General features: G+C 60.2%; 11 protein-coding genes. 8 read left to right on the top strand and 3 right to left on the bottom strand.

The window, feature by feature from the left end; translation table 11 throughout:
• Window positions 1-5: 5 nt before the first annotated feature.
• From ACIQJ2_RS03105 to ACIQJ2_RS03095, 3 genes are all read right to left on the bottom strand, one after another.
• Window positions 6-1,457, bottom strand: a complete 1,452-nt coding sequence (locus tag ACIQJ2_RS03105) for a sensor histidine kinase (RefSeq protein ID WP_400665812.1) — start codon at window positions 1,455-1,457, stop codon at window positions 6-8.
• A complete protein-coding gene (locus tag ACIQJ2_RS03100) occupies window positions 1,454-2,128 on the bottom strand; it encodes a response regulator transcription factor (RefSeq protein ID WP_400665814.1) in 675 nt (224 codons plus the stop codon). Before ACIQJ2_RS03100 ends, ACIQJ2_RS03105 begins: the two co-directional genes overlap by 4 nt.
• A 620-nt stretch (window positions 2,129-2,748) precedes the next feature.
• Window positions 2,749-4,053, bottom strand: coding sequence for a DUF882 domain-containing protein (locus tag ACIQJ2_RS03095; protein WP_400665816.1), 1,305 nt, complete (start codon window positions 4,051-4,053; stop codon window positions 2,749-2,751).
• Window positions 4,054-4,532: 479 nt separating this feature from the next.
• On the opposite strand from ACIQJ2_RS03095, the gene ACIQJ2_RS03090 reads away from it, so the two are divergent.
• The 8 genes from ACIQJ2_RS03090 to ACIQJ2_RS03055 all read left to right on the top strand — a co-directional run bounded on the left by ACIQJ2_RS03090 (window position 4,533) and on the right by ACIQJ2_RS03055 (window position 15,300).
• On the top strand, window positions 4,533-7,100 hold the full coding sequence (locus ACIQJ2_RS03090; RefSeq protein WP_400665818.1) for a LuxR C-terminal-related transcriptional regulator: 2,568 nt from the start codon (window positions 4,533-4,535) through the stop codon (window positions 7,098-7,100).
• 112 nt (window positions 7,101-7,212) lie between these two features.
• Window positions 7,213-8,892 carry a hydantoinase B/oxoprolinase family protein gene (locus tag ACIQJ2_RS03085; RefSeq protein WP_400665820.1) on the top strand — a complete coding sequence of 560 codons (1,680 nt, stop codon included), beginning with the start codon at window positions 7,213-7,215 and terminating at the stop codon, window positions 8,890-8,892.
• On the top strand, window positions 8,889-10,952 hold the full coding sequence (locus ACIQJ2_RS03080; protein ID WP_400665822.1) for a hydantoinase/oxoprolinase family protein: 2,064 nt from the start codon (window positions 8,889-8,891) through the stop codon (window positions 10,950-10,952). Before ACIQJ2_RS03085 ends, ACIQJ2_RS03080 begins: the two co-directional genes overlap by 4 nt.
• Before the next feature lies 1 nt (window position 10,953).
• Entirely contained in the window at window positions 10,954-12,051 is a 1,098-nt protein-coding gene (locus ACIQJ2_RS03075; RefSeq protein WP_400665824.1) for an ABC transporter ATP-binding protein, read from the top strand.
• Window positions 12,052-12,099: 48 nt separating this feature from the next.
• Complete coding sequence (locus ACIQJ2_RS03070; RefSeq protein WP_400665826.1) at window positions 12,100-13,272, top strand: PotD/PotF family extracellular solute-binding protein; 1,173 nt, start codon at window positions 12,100-12,102, stop codon at window positions 13,270-13,272.
• Between the two features lie 93 nt (window positions 13,273-13,365).
• Window positions 13,366-14,220 (top strand): ABC transporter permease, encoded by an 855-nt coding sequence (locus ACIQJ2_RS03065; RefSeq protein WP_400665828.1) that lies wholly within the window; start codon window positions 13,366-13,368, stop codon window positions 14,218-14,220.
• Window positions 14,217-15,017 carry an ABC transporter permease gene (locus tag ACIQJ2_RS03060; protein ID WP_400665830.1) on the top strand — a complete coding sequence of 267 codons (801 nt, stop codon included), beginning with the start codon at window positions 14,217-14,219 and terminating at the stop codon, window positions 15,015-15,017. The genes ACIQJ2_RS03065 and ACIQJ2_RS03060 overlap by 4 nt, the downstream gene beginning before the upstream one ends.
• A 73-nt stretch (window positions 15,018-15,090) precedes the next feature.
• Window positions 15,091-15,300 carry a hypothetical protein gene (locus tag ACIQJ2_RS03055; protein WP_199149140.1) on the top strand — a complete coding sequence of 70 codons (210 nt, stop codon included), beginning with the start codon at window positions 15,091-15,093 and terminating at the stop codon, window positions 15,298-15,300.
• The last annotated feature ends 508 nt before the right edge of the window (window positions 15,301-15,808 follow it).

Here is a 15,808-nt window from a genome sequence, read left to right as displayed (position 1 = left end):
GCGGTTCAAACAGCGCGATGCCGTAAAGGCAGCTGAATGCGGACGCGGGCGCCCCGCCACGGACCGTCCAGGATCGCAATGCTGCCTCCGTGCAACTGCGCGATCTGGCGGGCGAGATTGAGTCCGAGGCCGGCGCCGCGAGAGTGGGGGTGCACGCGGTAGAAGGGTTCGAAGACGTTCTTGTGCTCTTCGATCGGAATTCCCGGGCCTTCGTCGTGGATCTCCACGCCGCCTGCCCGGTCGACCATGACGGTGATGGTGCCCTTGCCGCCGCCGTGCTCGATAGCATTGCGAACGATGTTGATGAGCAGCTGCTCGATCTGCAGCGCATTGACCTCGACCTCGACCTTGCCATCAGGCGGTTCGAAAGCGAGATCGTAGCCGGCCTCGATTGCAAGGGGAGCCAAATCGGCTGCGACCCGACCTGCAAATTCCGCAAGGTCGACGATCCGGCGATGCTCGCTGGGGCGATCGAGCGATTGATGATCCAGCAGCTGCTGAGCCAGGTGCGAGAGGCGCTCGATGTCCTGCCGCAGCCGCAGCGTCTCGGGTTCTTCCGTCAGCAATTCGGCGCGGGTGCGCAAGATGGCGATCGGCGTGCGCAGTTCATGCGCTGCGTCCGTCAGAAAGCGGTTGTGGCTATCGATGCCCTGGGCGAGCCGGCTGAGGGCCTGGTTGAACGCGTTGACCAACGGGACGACTTCCTGGGGCACGTCTTTGACAGGCAATTGCATGGCGCGCGTATCGAAATCGATGCGGGCCGCCTGGTTCGCGGTGCCGATCAGGCCAGTGAGCGATCGGCGCACAACCGCCGGCGTTGTAACAAGGGTGGTTACGCCCATGGCGAGGATGATCGGCAAGAGGACGATGCCGAGCGAAGCCAGCAGGCCAGGAAGGACCCGGGGCCAGTCGGCGGTGCCGTCAGGCTTGCGCGCCATGTCGACCATGGCTGTGATGCTGATGTCGAAACCTTCAGAGTCCGATCGCGAGTGAAATGTAGATGTGACGACCTGGACGGTTCCTGCCTTGGTGTCCACTTTCTGGACGAGGGCTTCGGGGCGCATTTCACGCCCATCATGCTTGCCTGCGAAGCCGATGCTTGCGTGGTCGACCACGCTCAAGAGGTTGCCGAGATCGCGATCGTAATCCGCAGGCGCCATGCCCACGCGCGTCGTCTGGCCCGTATCGTCGTGAATAATGTACCAGACCTTGGGATGCTCCGCGCGAAATTGCCTGAGTTCGTCGGTATCCTGAACAACCAGCTTGCCGTCCTTGTCGCGATCGATCGCGCTGACGATGGCGGTTACCGCTGCCTCGTTGTCGATCATGAGCCTCGGCTTCACCACCGACAGCACGACGATCAGCAGGATGATGAAGAAGACCAGCATGGCGGCCTGCAGCAGGATCAGCCGCCGCACCAGAAGCCATTGCAGTGAGCGGGCGCGCGCCAGCTTCATGAAACGGCCCGCAGCAAGTAGCCCAGATTGCGGATGGCGCGGATTTCGATGCCGGCGGACAGATCGTCCAGCTTGCGGCGCAGGCGCGAAATATGGGCATCGAGCGCGTTGGAGCCGATCTCGTCATCGAGGGCGTAGACCGCTTCCTCCAGCATGCTGCGCATCACGGTTCGGCCCGGCCGGCGGATCAGGGTCTCAAGGACCAGGCGCTCGCGGCGCGGCAGGTCCAGCGGCCGATCGTCGATCAGCGCCTCGCGATGGCGGAAGTCATAGGTAAGACGGCCGACAACTGTGTGATCCGCCCGCAAGATGTAAGGACGCCGCAGAAGGGCCTTCAATCTGGCAACGAGTTCCTCAGTCGCGAAGGGTTTGCCCAAATAGTCGTCTGCGCCTGCGTCGAGCCCGGCGATGCGGTCGCGCAAATCGCTCATGGCCGTAAGGGCAATTATTGGAGCCTCAATGCGCAAGGCCCGCAGGCGCGGGATCAGACTGAGCCCTTCACCGTCAGGCAGACGTCTGTCGAGTACGATGGCATCATAGGTGCCGAACCGTGCCATCGCCTCGGCATCGGCCAGGTTGGAGGCATGGTCAACCACGACATCCTGGCGTTTCAACGCTGTCATCAGCACCGACGCCATTTCCGGTTCGTCCTCGACTAGCAGAATATGCATGAGATGTTTACCCGACTTCGATTCGTGTCATTTTCGCAAAGGCCGCTGACTTATGCTCCAGATCTGGCTCACGAGGTCTGGTCGGAAGGCAAGGAGCGCCAATGGCGAGAGCGTAAGAGGTATAGGAGCATTTTTGCGCGCTTGATATATCCTGGCTTTGGCTCGGGATCCGTATCGTGCCGATCCCGGGAAACCTCACGATTCGGCGGCGCCGGCGCGCCATTGGCCGAAACCCTGCTCCATGTCGGGATATGCTGTTTGAATTCGAGATCGCGCAAGCGTGCCGGTGGTCCGTAATGTAACATCACGACCTGGGCAGGCACCGCCGCATAATTCTTCATCGTCGCCGAAATGCAACCCGTAAGCGCCAAGGCGCCAATGGCAAACAGAGCGGAAAGGGAGCGACGAAGCAGCATGGCTGAACCCAGTTAGGAGAGCAGCCTCTAGGATTGGAAGATTACGTCGGCATTACGAATGTCGGCTTGCCCTGTTTGCGGGCGGAGCGCTGGATTCAATCGGATATCTGGCAACCATTGTCTGGAGCCCGCGTGATCTCCCGGCTCGAGGGGACGCCGCTCTCACATTGATGTCCATGGCGGCAAGGGACGCCGCCCCGAGGTTCAGCCTTCGAAGCCGAACCTTTCGACATCGAAATCATCATCCTCGGTCACGATGATCCCGTCTCGAATATTGGCTGCGTCCTGCTGCAGAGGGATCGGAGCACCCACTGAGCCTGGAAGCGTCATGTCCATCGCGATGCCCGGAGGCTGCAATGCCCAGGCGACAATCGCGCCTGTGGACATGGCGCCGACGCCGCCCGAAACGTCCTGTGTCGCTGAAGCGGGGAGCTTTGCCATAGGCTGCAGTTTTTCCATTGCATTGTCGTTCGAATTCTTCAGGGCTTCCGCCAGCAGCAACTGGCCCGCATCGCTCCTTCCGACCACCAGACTTGCAAGTACAGTGCGGGCGGGTCTTTCGGGCGCCGTTGCCGGGATTACGGCAATGCTTACCGGCCGCGTTGTCGGCAGCGGCACGGCATAGGATGTCAGATCCGTGAAGGGCTGGACGGTATTCTCCTCGGCGACGCGCTTGCCCAGTTGGGTTTCCAACCCGTTCACGGCCCGGCTTTGAGGAATAGGCAGCATACTCGTCATAAGGGGCGAACTGACGGTCTTGGGTATGGAAGCCGTCACCATTGGAGATGGCGCCGGCGAAGGTGCATCGTCATCATCGTCGTCGGCGGCAACAGCCATGATCTTGCTTGGACGTTTCTTCGATTGAGCAAGCGCCAGCTCGTAGCCGGGAAGCGGCCTGCCATCGGCCGGTACGTGCAGAGTTCGCCCGCTTGGGAAGAGCCTCGCCAGCTCCTGGCGCTGCATTCTGGGCCAGGCGCGAACCCGGCCGACATCCAGATGAACGAAGGGCGAACCGGAGTTGGGATAGAAGCCGACGCCGCCGATCTGCATCTGCATGGCGATCGCGCGCAAGGTCGCAAGCTTTACGCCTGGAATATAGAAGTCCATCGCCTTGCCGAGCGTGTGCTGGCTGTGTTTTGCGACGCCGGAACTGCGCGAGCGGTTGCGCAGCATGCTGTTGGTGGATGGCGAGCGATAGGCGGAAACAACGTGGATGGGTTCGCGCGCGCCGCTGCGGCTATAGACCTCCCAGACCAGATCGAGCAAATCCGGATCGATCCTCGTCGGCTCGTTCTTGCGCCAGTCGCGCAGGAAGCGGTTGATCTGTGCGAGACCGCGCGGGTCGTATTTGCCGCCGCGCTTGAAGACGATCGTCGCTCTTTCCCCGGTATGGGTGAAGAACAGCTTGAGCGCCCGATCATCGGCTGCGGCCTTGGCGGATCCCGCCAGCGCACCGAAAACCAGCATCGCAACCAGTGCCACCCGGCAAGCGACAAACGAGAAACTCATGGCGAGGGTTGCCGCCGGAATGGAAAAGATCGCTTGATGCACGGATACGACTTTCGCCCTTGCTAACAGACATACAGATCAGAGGCGCCGCGTCTGCGGCATCGATTTACCTGGCATTATGGTCAATAAATTCCTAACGGACCGTTTATGGCTCGAAAAGGAGCAGATGGGGCGTTTCCATGATGGTTCTGCGCGGCATTTTTGCGGCAATTTTCGGCTTGTTCAGGAACTGGAAAGCGAATTCGGGTATCTTTGCGACTATACATAAGCCCATTCGCCTGCGACTTGGTAAGAGACGCAAAAAAATAACGATTTGACAGCTTTGCAAACGTTTTCTCGCGGGTTGCCAACTGCCGGCCAAGACAGCATCATCGCGCCCCATGAGTGGACAGAATCGATTTGCTCCCCCTTCCAGCGGGCAGCAAACCATTAAACGAAGCGACCTGTTGCGGCAGCTCCGGCGCGCTGGGCTGCGCCGTTTGACGACCATCGTCGCGCCTGCGGGCTACGGCAAAACTTCTGTTGCGGTTCAATGGTTTGAGCAGCTGAAGGAAGACGGGGTCAATTTGTGCTGGGTGTCGCTCGATGCGGAACACACCAGCCAGGAAACCTTCCTGCTCGCTCTTATCGATGCATTGCAGACATTACTGGACGAGGATGGCGGCGATGCCGGCAACCTGCCGGCGGCAGCTCTTCTCTCCGTGCTGGCAACGCGGCTGCGCAGGATCCCCGGACCTCTTGCTCTCTTCCTTGACGACTATCATTTCGCGCAGACGGATGCCGTCGAGGCGCTGATGGCGAAGATCCTCGCGGATGCTTCGCTCGATCATGTGAAACTGGTGCTCGTGAGCCGTAGTCCGCCGCGGTTTCCTTTGTCGGCCCTCCGTCTTCGCGGTGAGTTCAAGCAGTTCGGTGTCGCCGAGCTCGGCTTCTCAGATGCCGAGGCGCGCGAATTGCTCCTCGGTAACGGCACACATCTAACCGAGGAGCAGGTCGGCGCCTTCAATCGACGAACCGAGGGCTGGGCGGTCGCGCTGCAGATGGTGAGCCTGCTCGTATCGGAGTCCGAGCAAAGCGATAGCATTCTCGCGTCTTTTGACGGTGGCAGCGCTGACATGGGGGTCTACCTCTCGGAGCAGGTGTTTGAACACCTGCCGGAGCAAATTCGCCAGTTCCTGATCGAGACCGCCGCTTTGCCTGCCTTTAACCACTCGCTCCTTGGGGCAGTCCTCGAGAGTAGTGAGAGGGCAGGGCTGATCGAGCGGCTCAATGATTTTGCTCTTCCCGTCACCCTGCTTGCCGGCCCCGGCAATTGGATGCGCTATCATCCGGTCTTCAACGAATTCCTGAAGCAAACCGCCAGCCGGCGAGGCGTTAATACCAAACGCATCCTCAATCGGGCGGCGCAGTGGTTCGAGGTTCAGGGCGATATCGAGCGGGCCGTGCAGCATGCGCTTTTGGCCGATGATGCAAACCTTGCCGCACGCATCGTCGAAAACGCAGGCGGCTGGCGGCGGGTCTACGCCACCACGCGCGGCGGCGCGACGCTTTTTCAGGCGCTGAGCGGGCGTGCCTCGGAAGTCGACCTTGGCCGTTTTCCGCTAGCCACCCTGGGACTATCGATTTTCAATGCCAAGGCGGCTCAGCTCGCGGCTGCCAATCACTATCTGGTCATAGCCGAACGAGCAGCGGCCGGTGATGAGGTCCTGGCGAAAGATCTGCGTGTGGTGCGCATTCTTCTGGCGCTCTATACTGACCATTGGGCAAGTGCTGCCGATCTCTCCGCATTGGAGAACGACTTGCAGCAGCCCGATGGCATGGAGCTCATCCATCGGGCGCTGGCGCTGAACATGCTCTCCTACAATTTCCTCATCCGCAGCGAGCTTGATCGGGCGCTGCATTATGGTCACCTCGCCTTTCGCGCATTTCGTGACGGCGGCGCCGATTTCGGTGCCATGCATCTCTACACGCATATCGGTCAGGCCTTCTTTTTCTCCGGCGATTGCGCGAGCGCCCTGTCGGCCTATGACGAGCTGATCAGCGAGGCGCAGACCAATATCGCCGCCGGCAGCGATCTTGATGCCGTTGGTCAAGTGTTGAAGGCGGAAATTCTCTCGATGCGCGGCGAGACCGAGGCCGCGGCCGAGATGCTCAGCTGGGCGTTGCCGCATCTTGAGCGCCATGACACCTGGTTCGATCTTCTTGCCGCCGGCTTCATGGCGGAGCAGCGGACCTTGCGAATGGGCGACGACCTTCTGGCAGCCCACTTGGCCATGGACCGCATCCGCGCAGTGGCCCGGCGGCGTGGCTTTGACCGCCTGACGCGCCTGATCGATCGTGAACGGGCGATGCTTCTGATGGCGTCGGGAGATCTCGATCAGGCGATCCGTCATGCTGAAGCCAGCGGTTTCGGCGTGCAGACGATTAGATCCGATCGCGCCAATATGCTATCCATTCATCTGCGTGGGGCGACACCGGCCATTTTCTGGATGCGCGCCTATCTGGCGCTCGGCGAGGCCGCAAAGGCACGCGAGGTTTTCGATCAGCTGACGACGCGGCAGGCTCAGCGTCCGCATATTCCGCGCCGGATCGAGCTTGCGCTGATCGAAATTCGGATCTTGATAGCCGAAGGGCGTGCGGATGTGGCGGCCGCTCGTCTGTCCGATCTCGTCGTGACTATGCCGCTCGGCGACTATCGTGCGCTTCTGTATGTCGATCACGCGGCAGGGCTTGGAGAGCTTCGCCTGCTTGCCAACCATCCGACCGTCGCAAACGTGACCCGCAAGCGCCTTCAGCCCCTGTTGAGCGGTGTCGATACCACACAGCAAGCCGCCAATGGTGATGATTTTTCCCTCTTTACCGGACGCGAGCGCATGGTGATGGACCTGCTGAGCGCAGGGCTTTCCAACAAGGAAATCGGCCGTACGCTTTCTCTGTCCGACAACACCATCAAGTTCCATCTGCGGAACATCTTTACGAAGCTCAATGTTTCTACGCGAACGGCGGCAGTAACGGCGGCGCGCCAAAAGGGCATGCTCAATCGATAACCTACCCGAACGGGTGGGCTGCGCTATTTCCGCCCACCCATCGGGAAGGCTATCGGCGGCGCAAAAAACACCTAATCTGAATCTGTGCGAATATAAGGATGAGGGTAGATTCGTGACCATCGTCGATCCGGTGACTCAGGAAATCATCGAGGGCAAGCTGGCCGCCACCGTCGACGAGATGGGTGTCGTGATGGCACGGACCTCGATGAGCCCCGTTATCTATGAGGTGCTGGACTTTGCCTGTGGTCTCCTGACGCCTGCGGGCGAACTTGTGGCGCAGATGAACGGCATCACCTTGTTCACGGGCACTTTCGGCACGCAGGTCAAATCGCTGATCGCGCTCTATGGCGACGATCTGGAAGACGGCGACATCCTGCTCACGAATGATCCCTATTCGGGCGGCACGCATGCCTGCGATTTCGCCATCGTCAAACCCATCTTCTTCGACGGCCGGATCATGGCTTATGCCATCAACGTTGCTCACTATCTCGATGTCGGCGGCTCTGTCCCCGGCTCGCTTGCGCCCAACGCCATCTCGGTGTTTCAGGAGGGGCTGAGGCTCCCGGGGGTCAAGGTTGTGCGCAACGATCGCTTCTCGGGTGAGGTTCTGCGCATTATCCGGGAAAATGTGCGCCTGCCCGATATCGCGATCGGCGATCTCACAGCGCAGGTGGCCACCGCTCGTGTTGCTGCTCGCCGGATGGGCGAGCTTTGCCGCAAGTATGGCATCGATATCGTCGAGGCTGCATTCAATCATCTGCTCGCGACCAGCGAGAGACAGGCGCGGGCCGCCATTGCCGCCTTGCCCGACGGGATCTACCAGGCGCAGGACATCATCGACGGCGACGGCGTGACCACCGATCCGATCGCGGTGACCGTTGCTATAACGGTTGCCGGCGATCGGCTGACCGCCGATTTTACCGGCTGCCCGCCGGCAGTGGCCGGGCCGATCAATTGCGCCGCAGGGGCGCTGCAGTCGGCGGTGCGCACCATATTCAAGGCATTGGTGGCGCCGCAGGCTCCTTCCAACGAGGGATGGTTCCGGCCGCTTACCGTCATCGCACCACAGGGGTCCGTCTTCACTGCCGAGAAGCCTTCCCCGACCGGTTGGTATTACGAGGGCTCCGTCCATGCGTCCGAGCTGGTCTGGAAAGCACTTGCGAAGCTGATGCCTGAGCGGTTCTCTGCAGGTTCCTATACAAGCCTCTGCGTTGTCTATATCTCGGGCAAGGACGCCGCCGGGCAGCCTTTCATCCATATCGAGCCGCAGCATGGCGGCTGGGGCGCAAGTAAGGATGCGGATGGCGCGAACGCCCTGATCGCGCTTACGGATGGCGACACCTACAACTATTCGGTCGAGGTGATCGAAGCACGATTTCCGCTGATCGTTCGCCGCTACCAGCTCAATGTCGAGGGCGGATCGGGCGCCGGCCGCCGGCGTGGCGGCTTCGGCGTTATCCGCGACTACGAGATTCTGGAGGACGGGGCTTCGGCCTATTGCAGCTTCGGGCGAACGGAGACCGCTCCCTGGGGGATCGAAGGAGGGACATCCGGCACGGTCAATCTGCTGCAGGTTGAAGATCCTGCCGGTCAAGTCGCGAGCTTTGGCCGCGAGCCGCATATCGCGCTCAAGCGTGGCGACCTTGTGCGTATCATTACCGGTGGCGGAGGAGGCTGGGGCGAGGCGCGCACCCGCGAGGCCGAGCTTGTCCGCCGCGACCTTGACGACGGCTACATCTCGAAGGAGACGGCGCGGGATCTCTATGGATTTGAAGAGAGGATGACGGGATGATCAGGCTGGCGACGGATGTGGGCGGTACGTTTACCGACCTCGTCGGCTACGACGAGCGCACCGGTGAGATTTTTACCGCCAAAAGCCTGACGACCGTTCACGACCAGTCCGAAGGTGTGCTTTCGGCCATCGAGCTTGCCGAGAAGAAGGATGGTCTTTCCACGCGCGATGTCATCTTCTTTGCGCATGGCGGAACGACGGTCATCAACGCGATAACGGAACGCAAGGGTGTCAAGACGGCGCTTGTCACCACAGCCGGGTTTCGCGACGTGCTTGAAATCGGCCGTGGCAATCGCCCGGATCTCTATAATCTCCAGTTCAAGAGCCCCGAACCTTTCGTGCCACGCAGCCTCCGCTTCGAGGTGCGCGAGCGTATGGACGCGAAAGGTCGGGTGCTGACCCCGATCGAACTTGGCGATGTCGAGGCGATCGTCCGTGAATGCCGTGAGCGTAACGTCGAGGCCGTGGCCGTCGTCTTCCTCCATAGTTACGTCAATCCCGAGCACGAAATTGCGTGTGCAAGGGCACTTGTCGAAGCTCTTCCTGACGTCACGATCTGCGCCAGCCACGAGGTCTCGCGGCAATGGCGCGAGTATGAGCGTTCGAACACCGCTGTGTTGAATGCCTATGTGCAGCCGATCATAAGACGCTACTTTGCGCGTCTTGAGAGTGCGCTCATGGAGCGCGACCTGACCTGCCCCTACTACGCGATGCAGTCCAACGGCGGTATTTCGACGTTCGATCAGGCGCAGATGAGTCCGCTGACTCTGGTCGAATCCGGCCCGGCCGGCGGTGTAGCCGGTGCGGCACGCATCGGTACGCTGCTCGGCCAATCGGAAGTGCTTTCGCTCGATGTCGGCGGCACGACCGCGAAATGCTCGTTGATCCACGACAACAGTCCGACGCTCGATAGCGAATACAAGCTCGAACATAGCCGCATCATCCCAGGCTATCCTGTGCAGGTGCCGGTGGTCGATATCGTCGAAATCGGTGCTGGCGGCGGTTCCATCGCCCGTATCGACGAACGTGGCGCGCTCCGCGTCGGGCCGGAAAGCGCCGGTTCGACGCCGGGACCTGCTTGTTATGGACGTGGCGGCACCAAGCCCACGCTCTCCGATGCTTTGCTGACACTAGGCATTTTTGATCCCGCCAGCTTTGCCGGCGGCCAGATGCAGCTCGACAAGGGCAAGGCTGCCGCGGCGATCGCAAGCGTCGCGGAGCCGCTTGGATTGTCCGTCGAGGATGCCGCACTTGCCATCGTCGAGATTGCGCACGCCTCCATGATCAATGCGCTGAAGCTCGTGACCGTTCAACGCGGCCACGATCCGCGTGACGCGGCTTTCGTCATTTCCGGCGGCGCCGGGCCGGCGCTCGCAGCGCGTCTTGGTCGCGATCTCGGTGTGAAGATGACGGTTGTGCCGCCGCATCCCGGCATATTCTCTGCTTGGGGGATGCTTGCCGCAGAGCCAAGAGCCGATTTTCGCGGTACCTGGTTCTCTGCCCTCATGCCGGAAGCGGTCGGCGATTTGAAACGCCGGTTCGACGAGCTGAAACGTGAGGCCGTTGTCTATTTCGCCAAGGGCAACGGTGCCGAGATCCATTACGCCTGCCGCGTAGAGGCAAGGTATCGAGGCCAGGAACACGGTGTCTTTGCCCGCTTCGAGCTTGACGACGATGTCGACAGCTTTGCCGAGCGCTTTCATGCGGTTCATGAGCGTGCCTATGCATTTTGTCTGCGGACCTCGCCGATCGAGATCACCATGATCCATCTCGAGGCGGTGTTGCGCGGACCGGTGATAGCCATACCGAAGCTGTCGCCAGCCCATCGGTCGCTCACGGCGGCTTCTAAGGGCCGCCGTGAGGTCTATTTCGGAGGCGAGACGGGCTGGCTGTCGTGCCCTGTATACGAGCGGTCGAAACTACCGCCGCTGAAGAGTGTCGCCGGTCCGCTCATCGTCGAGGAGGCAACGGCGACGTCTCTGGTGGTTGCCGGACAGGAGCTTGAAATAACCGACGAGGGTCTGCTGCTAATCCGTGAATCAGATGGGAGAGACGTCTGATATGGCGATAGCGATCGGTCTCGACCATATCGTCCGAAGCTATGGGCCTACGCGGGCAGTCGATGGCGTGACGCTCGACATAAGGGCAGGGGAGTTCTTCACGCTTCTCGGCTCCTCGGGCTGCGGTAAAAGTTCGCTGTTGAAGCTGATCGGCGGCTTCGACAAGCCGACCGCCGGCCGTGTGCTGTTCGACGGCAAGGACATGGCCGGAGTTCCGGCCAATCGCCGGCCCGTGAACACGGTATTCCAGTCACTCGGGCTCTTCCCGCACATGAATGTCGCGCAGAATGTCGGCTATGGACTTAAGTTGCGTGGTCTTTCGGGCGGCGCATTGAAGGCGAAGGTCGAGGACGCGCTTGAGCTCGTCGAGCTCTCCGGTTTTTCCGATCGCGATGTCAATATTCTCTCGGGTGGTCAGCGCCAGCGTGTGGCTCTTGCCCGGGCGCTCGTCATGGAACCGGGTATCCTTCTGCTCGACGAACCCTTGACCGGTCTGGACGAACGGTTGCGTCAGCAGATGCGCGACGAGTTCGGACGGCTCCACAAACGCACGGGAGCAACCTTCATTCTGGTGACGCATAATCAGGATGAAGCGCTTAGCCTTTCCGATCGCATGGCCGTCATGCACAAGGGCCGCATAGAGCAGACCGACGTGCCGGCGCGCTTTTTCGATGCGCCAGTCAATGCATTCGTCGCTCGCTTTGTCGGTATTGATACGCTCCTGAAGCCCGAAAGCGTCGCCGTTTCCGGCGGTCGGGCCATTGCGACGATTGCCGGCCAACGGATGAATGCGAGTTTTGCCGGGGCGTCACCGCCGTCCGACGCCCTTGTTGCGATCCGGCCCGACCGGATTGAACTTCTCCCCGTTGGCGAAGACGCGGCGGAAATAATTGAACTTAAGGTTGTCGAAAGTATCTATCGCGGGCTCAGTCATGACGTTACGCTTGCTTTCGCCGACAGCCAGCGTGTGGTGTTGACGACAAGTGCGGATGCAACTCCGCCCTCGCCGGGCGAAAGCGTGCGCGTGTGTCTGAAGCCGGGCGCTGCGCTGGTGATCGATCGTTCCGGCATGCCGGCCTCGGCTGGAGGCGATGAGTAGAGTGCCATTAGCCAATACAAACGAAACAAGCGGGAAGGGAATGACACGATGAACAAGCATAATGATCTCGTCTCCTCTGCTTTGAGGAGCAATATTCAGCGTCGTGACATGCTGAAGCTCATGGGAGCGGGTGCGGCCGCTCTTTCCATGGGCGGGCTCGGAGCGACGCGCGCCATGGCCGACGATGCGACGGTTGCGTTCTGGGCGACGGCCACGCTTGATATCGGCGACAAGTGGCAAGAATTTGCGCGCCAAAGTGGCGTTTCCCCCGAATTCACCGACAATGGCAATGATGTCGGTCCGGTCGTTGCCCGGCTGGCTGCCGGCAATGCCAATGATCTGTTCGATGTCGGCGGATTTCAGGGCGGCGCCGAACGCGAACTCGCCAAGCAGGGACTGATCGCACCCTGGGATGTTTCCAAGATCTCGAACTTTGCCGGCATCTGGCAATGGGCCAAGGATATCCCGACCTTGACCTATGAAGGCAAGCAATACGGCATACCGACGGTCGTCAACGCAGACTCCATCATCTATCGCCCCGATAAGCTCGGTAAGGTCGACAGCTACGGCGTCATCTTCGATCCCAAGCTCAAGGGCCGGGTCGCGATGGAAGATGCATGGATCAACAGCGCGATCTTCACTGCCATTTACCTTAAAGGTGCCGAGAACCAGCCTATCAAGGATCCTGGCAATCTCTCCGAATCCGAACTCGGCCTCGTCATGGAGTTCCTGATCAAGCACAAGAAGGACGGCCAGTTCCGCACCTTCTGGAATGGCTGGGAGCAGGGCGTTCAGCTTGTCGCGAACGAGGAAGTCGACGCCATGACCGGTTGGGAGCCGATCGTCTATGAAGGCCGCAAGCGCGGGCTTCAGGTCGAGTATGCAGCGCCCGTTGAAGGCTATGAGGGCTGGGGTAACAACACCGTGCTGCTCAAGGGCGCCGCCGAGCGAGGCAAGGCAGACGTTGCCCATAAGTTCGTCGATGCCCTACTTGCCGGTCTCTATGGCTGCGAACTCGGCAAGGCGCGTGGCTATCTTGTGCCGACGGACAACAATCTCGCCTATGCCAAGGCGCATTCGGATGAATACAAGGCCGACGACGTCGCAAAGCTTGCCGACCATGTGAAGGCGAAATTCTCCGGAAAGGTCTATTGGCAGAATTGCCGTCCGGACAACTTCCAACTCTACGAAGAGTGGTGGCAGAAGCTGCGCAACGCCTGATGTAATGCGATGGAGCGGGGCTGGCTCATCTGTCCAAGGACAGGCCGGCCCCGAACCGATGGGATCAACGCGCGCGAGAAGCGGAACGAGACAATGAAGACATCAGTCCTGTTGATGACTGCTCCGCTTGCAGCGATCCTGTTGCTCGGCCTGGCGCCGCTGGTTCTCGTCGTGGTCTGGAGCTTCTGTGCCTGGGATTCCGCGACCTACTGGATCAAGCCGGAGTTCAGTCTCGCTGCCTATGCCGCCATCCTGGACGCTGGGCGCTGGAGCGTGTTTCTGTCGACGCTCGGCAAGGCCTTTCTGACCGCGAGCATTTGTCTCGTCATCGCCTATCCCACTGCTTATGCCATGTACTTCCTTGCGGGGCGTCGGCTGTCGGTTTTGCTTGCGGCGCTTCTGACGATCCCGTTTTTCACATCCTACCTTATCCGCTCTTTCTCCTGGCGTCTGTTGCTGGGACGAACGGGTGTCATCAACACGCTGCTCCAGCAAGCGGGCATCACGGATGCGCCGCTCGACTGGCTGCTTTTCAGTGATTTCGCCGTAATCGTCGGGCTTGTCGCCTCCTACCTGCCGTTTGCAACCTTCCCCGTGCTGCTCTCCATGCGCCGGGTTGATCCGATCGCTCTGGCAGCTTCGCGAGATCTCGGAGCCGGGTTCTGGACGATGGCGCGGACCGTATTGCTGCCCTTGACCTATTCCGGCGTCTTTGCCGGCTTTCTGTTTGTCTTCGTCATGGTTGCTGGTTCCTCGACCGAGGTGCAGATGCTCGGTGGGGCCGGTGCTTCAATCGTGTCCGTGATGATCAACGACGTCATGCGTGTCGCCAATTTCCCGCTCGCCTTCGCGATTTCAACCCTGATGCTCGTCATTGTCTTCGGGCTTGTGCTCATCGGTGACGCGATATTCGGCCTCTCCTCTCTCTTCGAGGATCGTAGCCAATGATCGTCAGGGAAGGAGCGGCTCCACGCATCATCATCTGGGCTGTGACCATTTTCGGCCTGCTGGCGATCTATGCGCCGCCGCTCTATCTGCTCGGCGTTTCGTTCAATCCGTCATTGCAACCGGGCTTGCCGCATTTCTCGGATTTGACCCTGAAATGGTATATCGCGCTCGGAGGGGAGAGTGCGCTTGTTACCGCGCTCGTCCAGTCCCTCCTCATTGCGCTTGTTACCGCCGTCATCGCGACGGTGCTGTCGCTCGCTGCCGCCCTGGCGTATCGCGAGCTTCATCGCGGCCGAAGCATATGGTTTCTGACCGTGCTTCTACCGATGTTCGTGCCGGGTGTCATTCAGGGCTTGGCGCTTTCAACCCTTATCAGCCGTGTTGGAGTAAAGGCATCCGCTCTGACAGTCATTGCAGGCCATCTGCTATGGGCAATGCCTTTTGCCTTCATCGTGATCCTCACGAGTTTCTCGGCGGTCAAGCGAACCTACCTGATGGCGGCCGATGACCTCGGCGCCAGCCGCTTCCGGCAGTTTTACGACATCACGCTGCCGCTTATCCGGCCGGGTCTCATCAGTGCCTTCATCTTTTCGTTCCTGCTGTCGCTCAATGAGTTCACGCGCGCCTTCTATCTGGCCGGCCGGCAGAACACGTTGCCGGTCGTGCTGTTCGGCAAGATGAACGCCGGCGCCTCGCCGACGATTTACGCAATGTCGGGCGCAATCTTTCTTATTTCCAGCGTTTGCGTGGTGGCCGTGGCGCTGCGTTCGCTGCTCGTGGAGCGCCGGGTGAGATGATCGATATGCAGATACGACTGATGAACCGCAAATTCCATCCAGCCCTAATCCTCGATGAACGGGAGTACAGAGGATGAAACAGGAATCCAAGTTGATGGCGCTGATCCGCGCTGGAAAACGGCAGGAGGCATTCGATATGGTCGAACGCCTGAAAGCGGCCGCCCAACTGCTGCCGACGGCGATCAAAGTAGGTCGGACGGGTGCCGTCTCCTACCACAAGGGCAATCGGCGCTTTGTGCGCAATACGCATGGCGGCTGGGATCTGGTGCCGAAGAAAAAGTAAATCCCATTCATGCGATGCGCGATGTTTCGCGGGTTGCGCCGATGCTTGCGGCCGGTCTTGTGTGCCATGCCGCCGAGGCGAGTATGCAGCCGAAGTTTTGAAGAGCATTTCTGCTTTTCATCGAATAGCGATGCGCTCGATCGTCTTGGCTCACCACGCATTCCGGATGGAATGCCGTCCCGCACCTCCCACAATCGCCCTTGCCTAAACCAAGACGCCGTCGCCCCTTGCCGACTTGGATCTCTCCCAGATCGAATGATCGGCAGCATTCCCTGACATTGCCCGTCATGGTGGGTCAGAATGCACCGGGGCGACTGGGCCGATCCCCGCAGGTTGCCTCACAATTGCCCTCTCCGTCACCGCAACGATGCTCGGTTGTTCAGGGGTTTGCTGCAATCTATTGGCGTGAATTTTGGGTCGCGCGAATACAAAGCCCTTTCGATCATAATACCGAAGATACTGTAATAACGGCAATTTATATCAATTTGCACCAATAGAACCTGGATGA

The organism is Rhizobium sp. NPDC092011, assembly GCF_044756305.1.
Lineage (GTDB): Bacteria > Pseudomonadota > Alphaproteobacteria > Rhizobiales > Rhizobiaceae > Rhizobium.
Note: the sequence above shows the minus strand (reverse complement) of the source record. Positions and strands in the feature narration are given on the sequence as shown.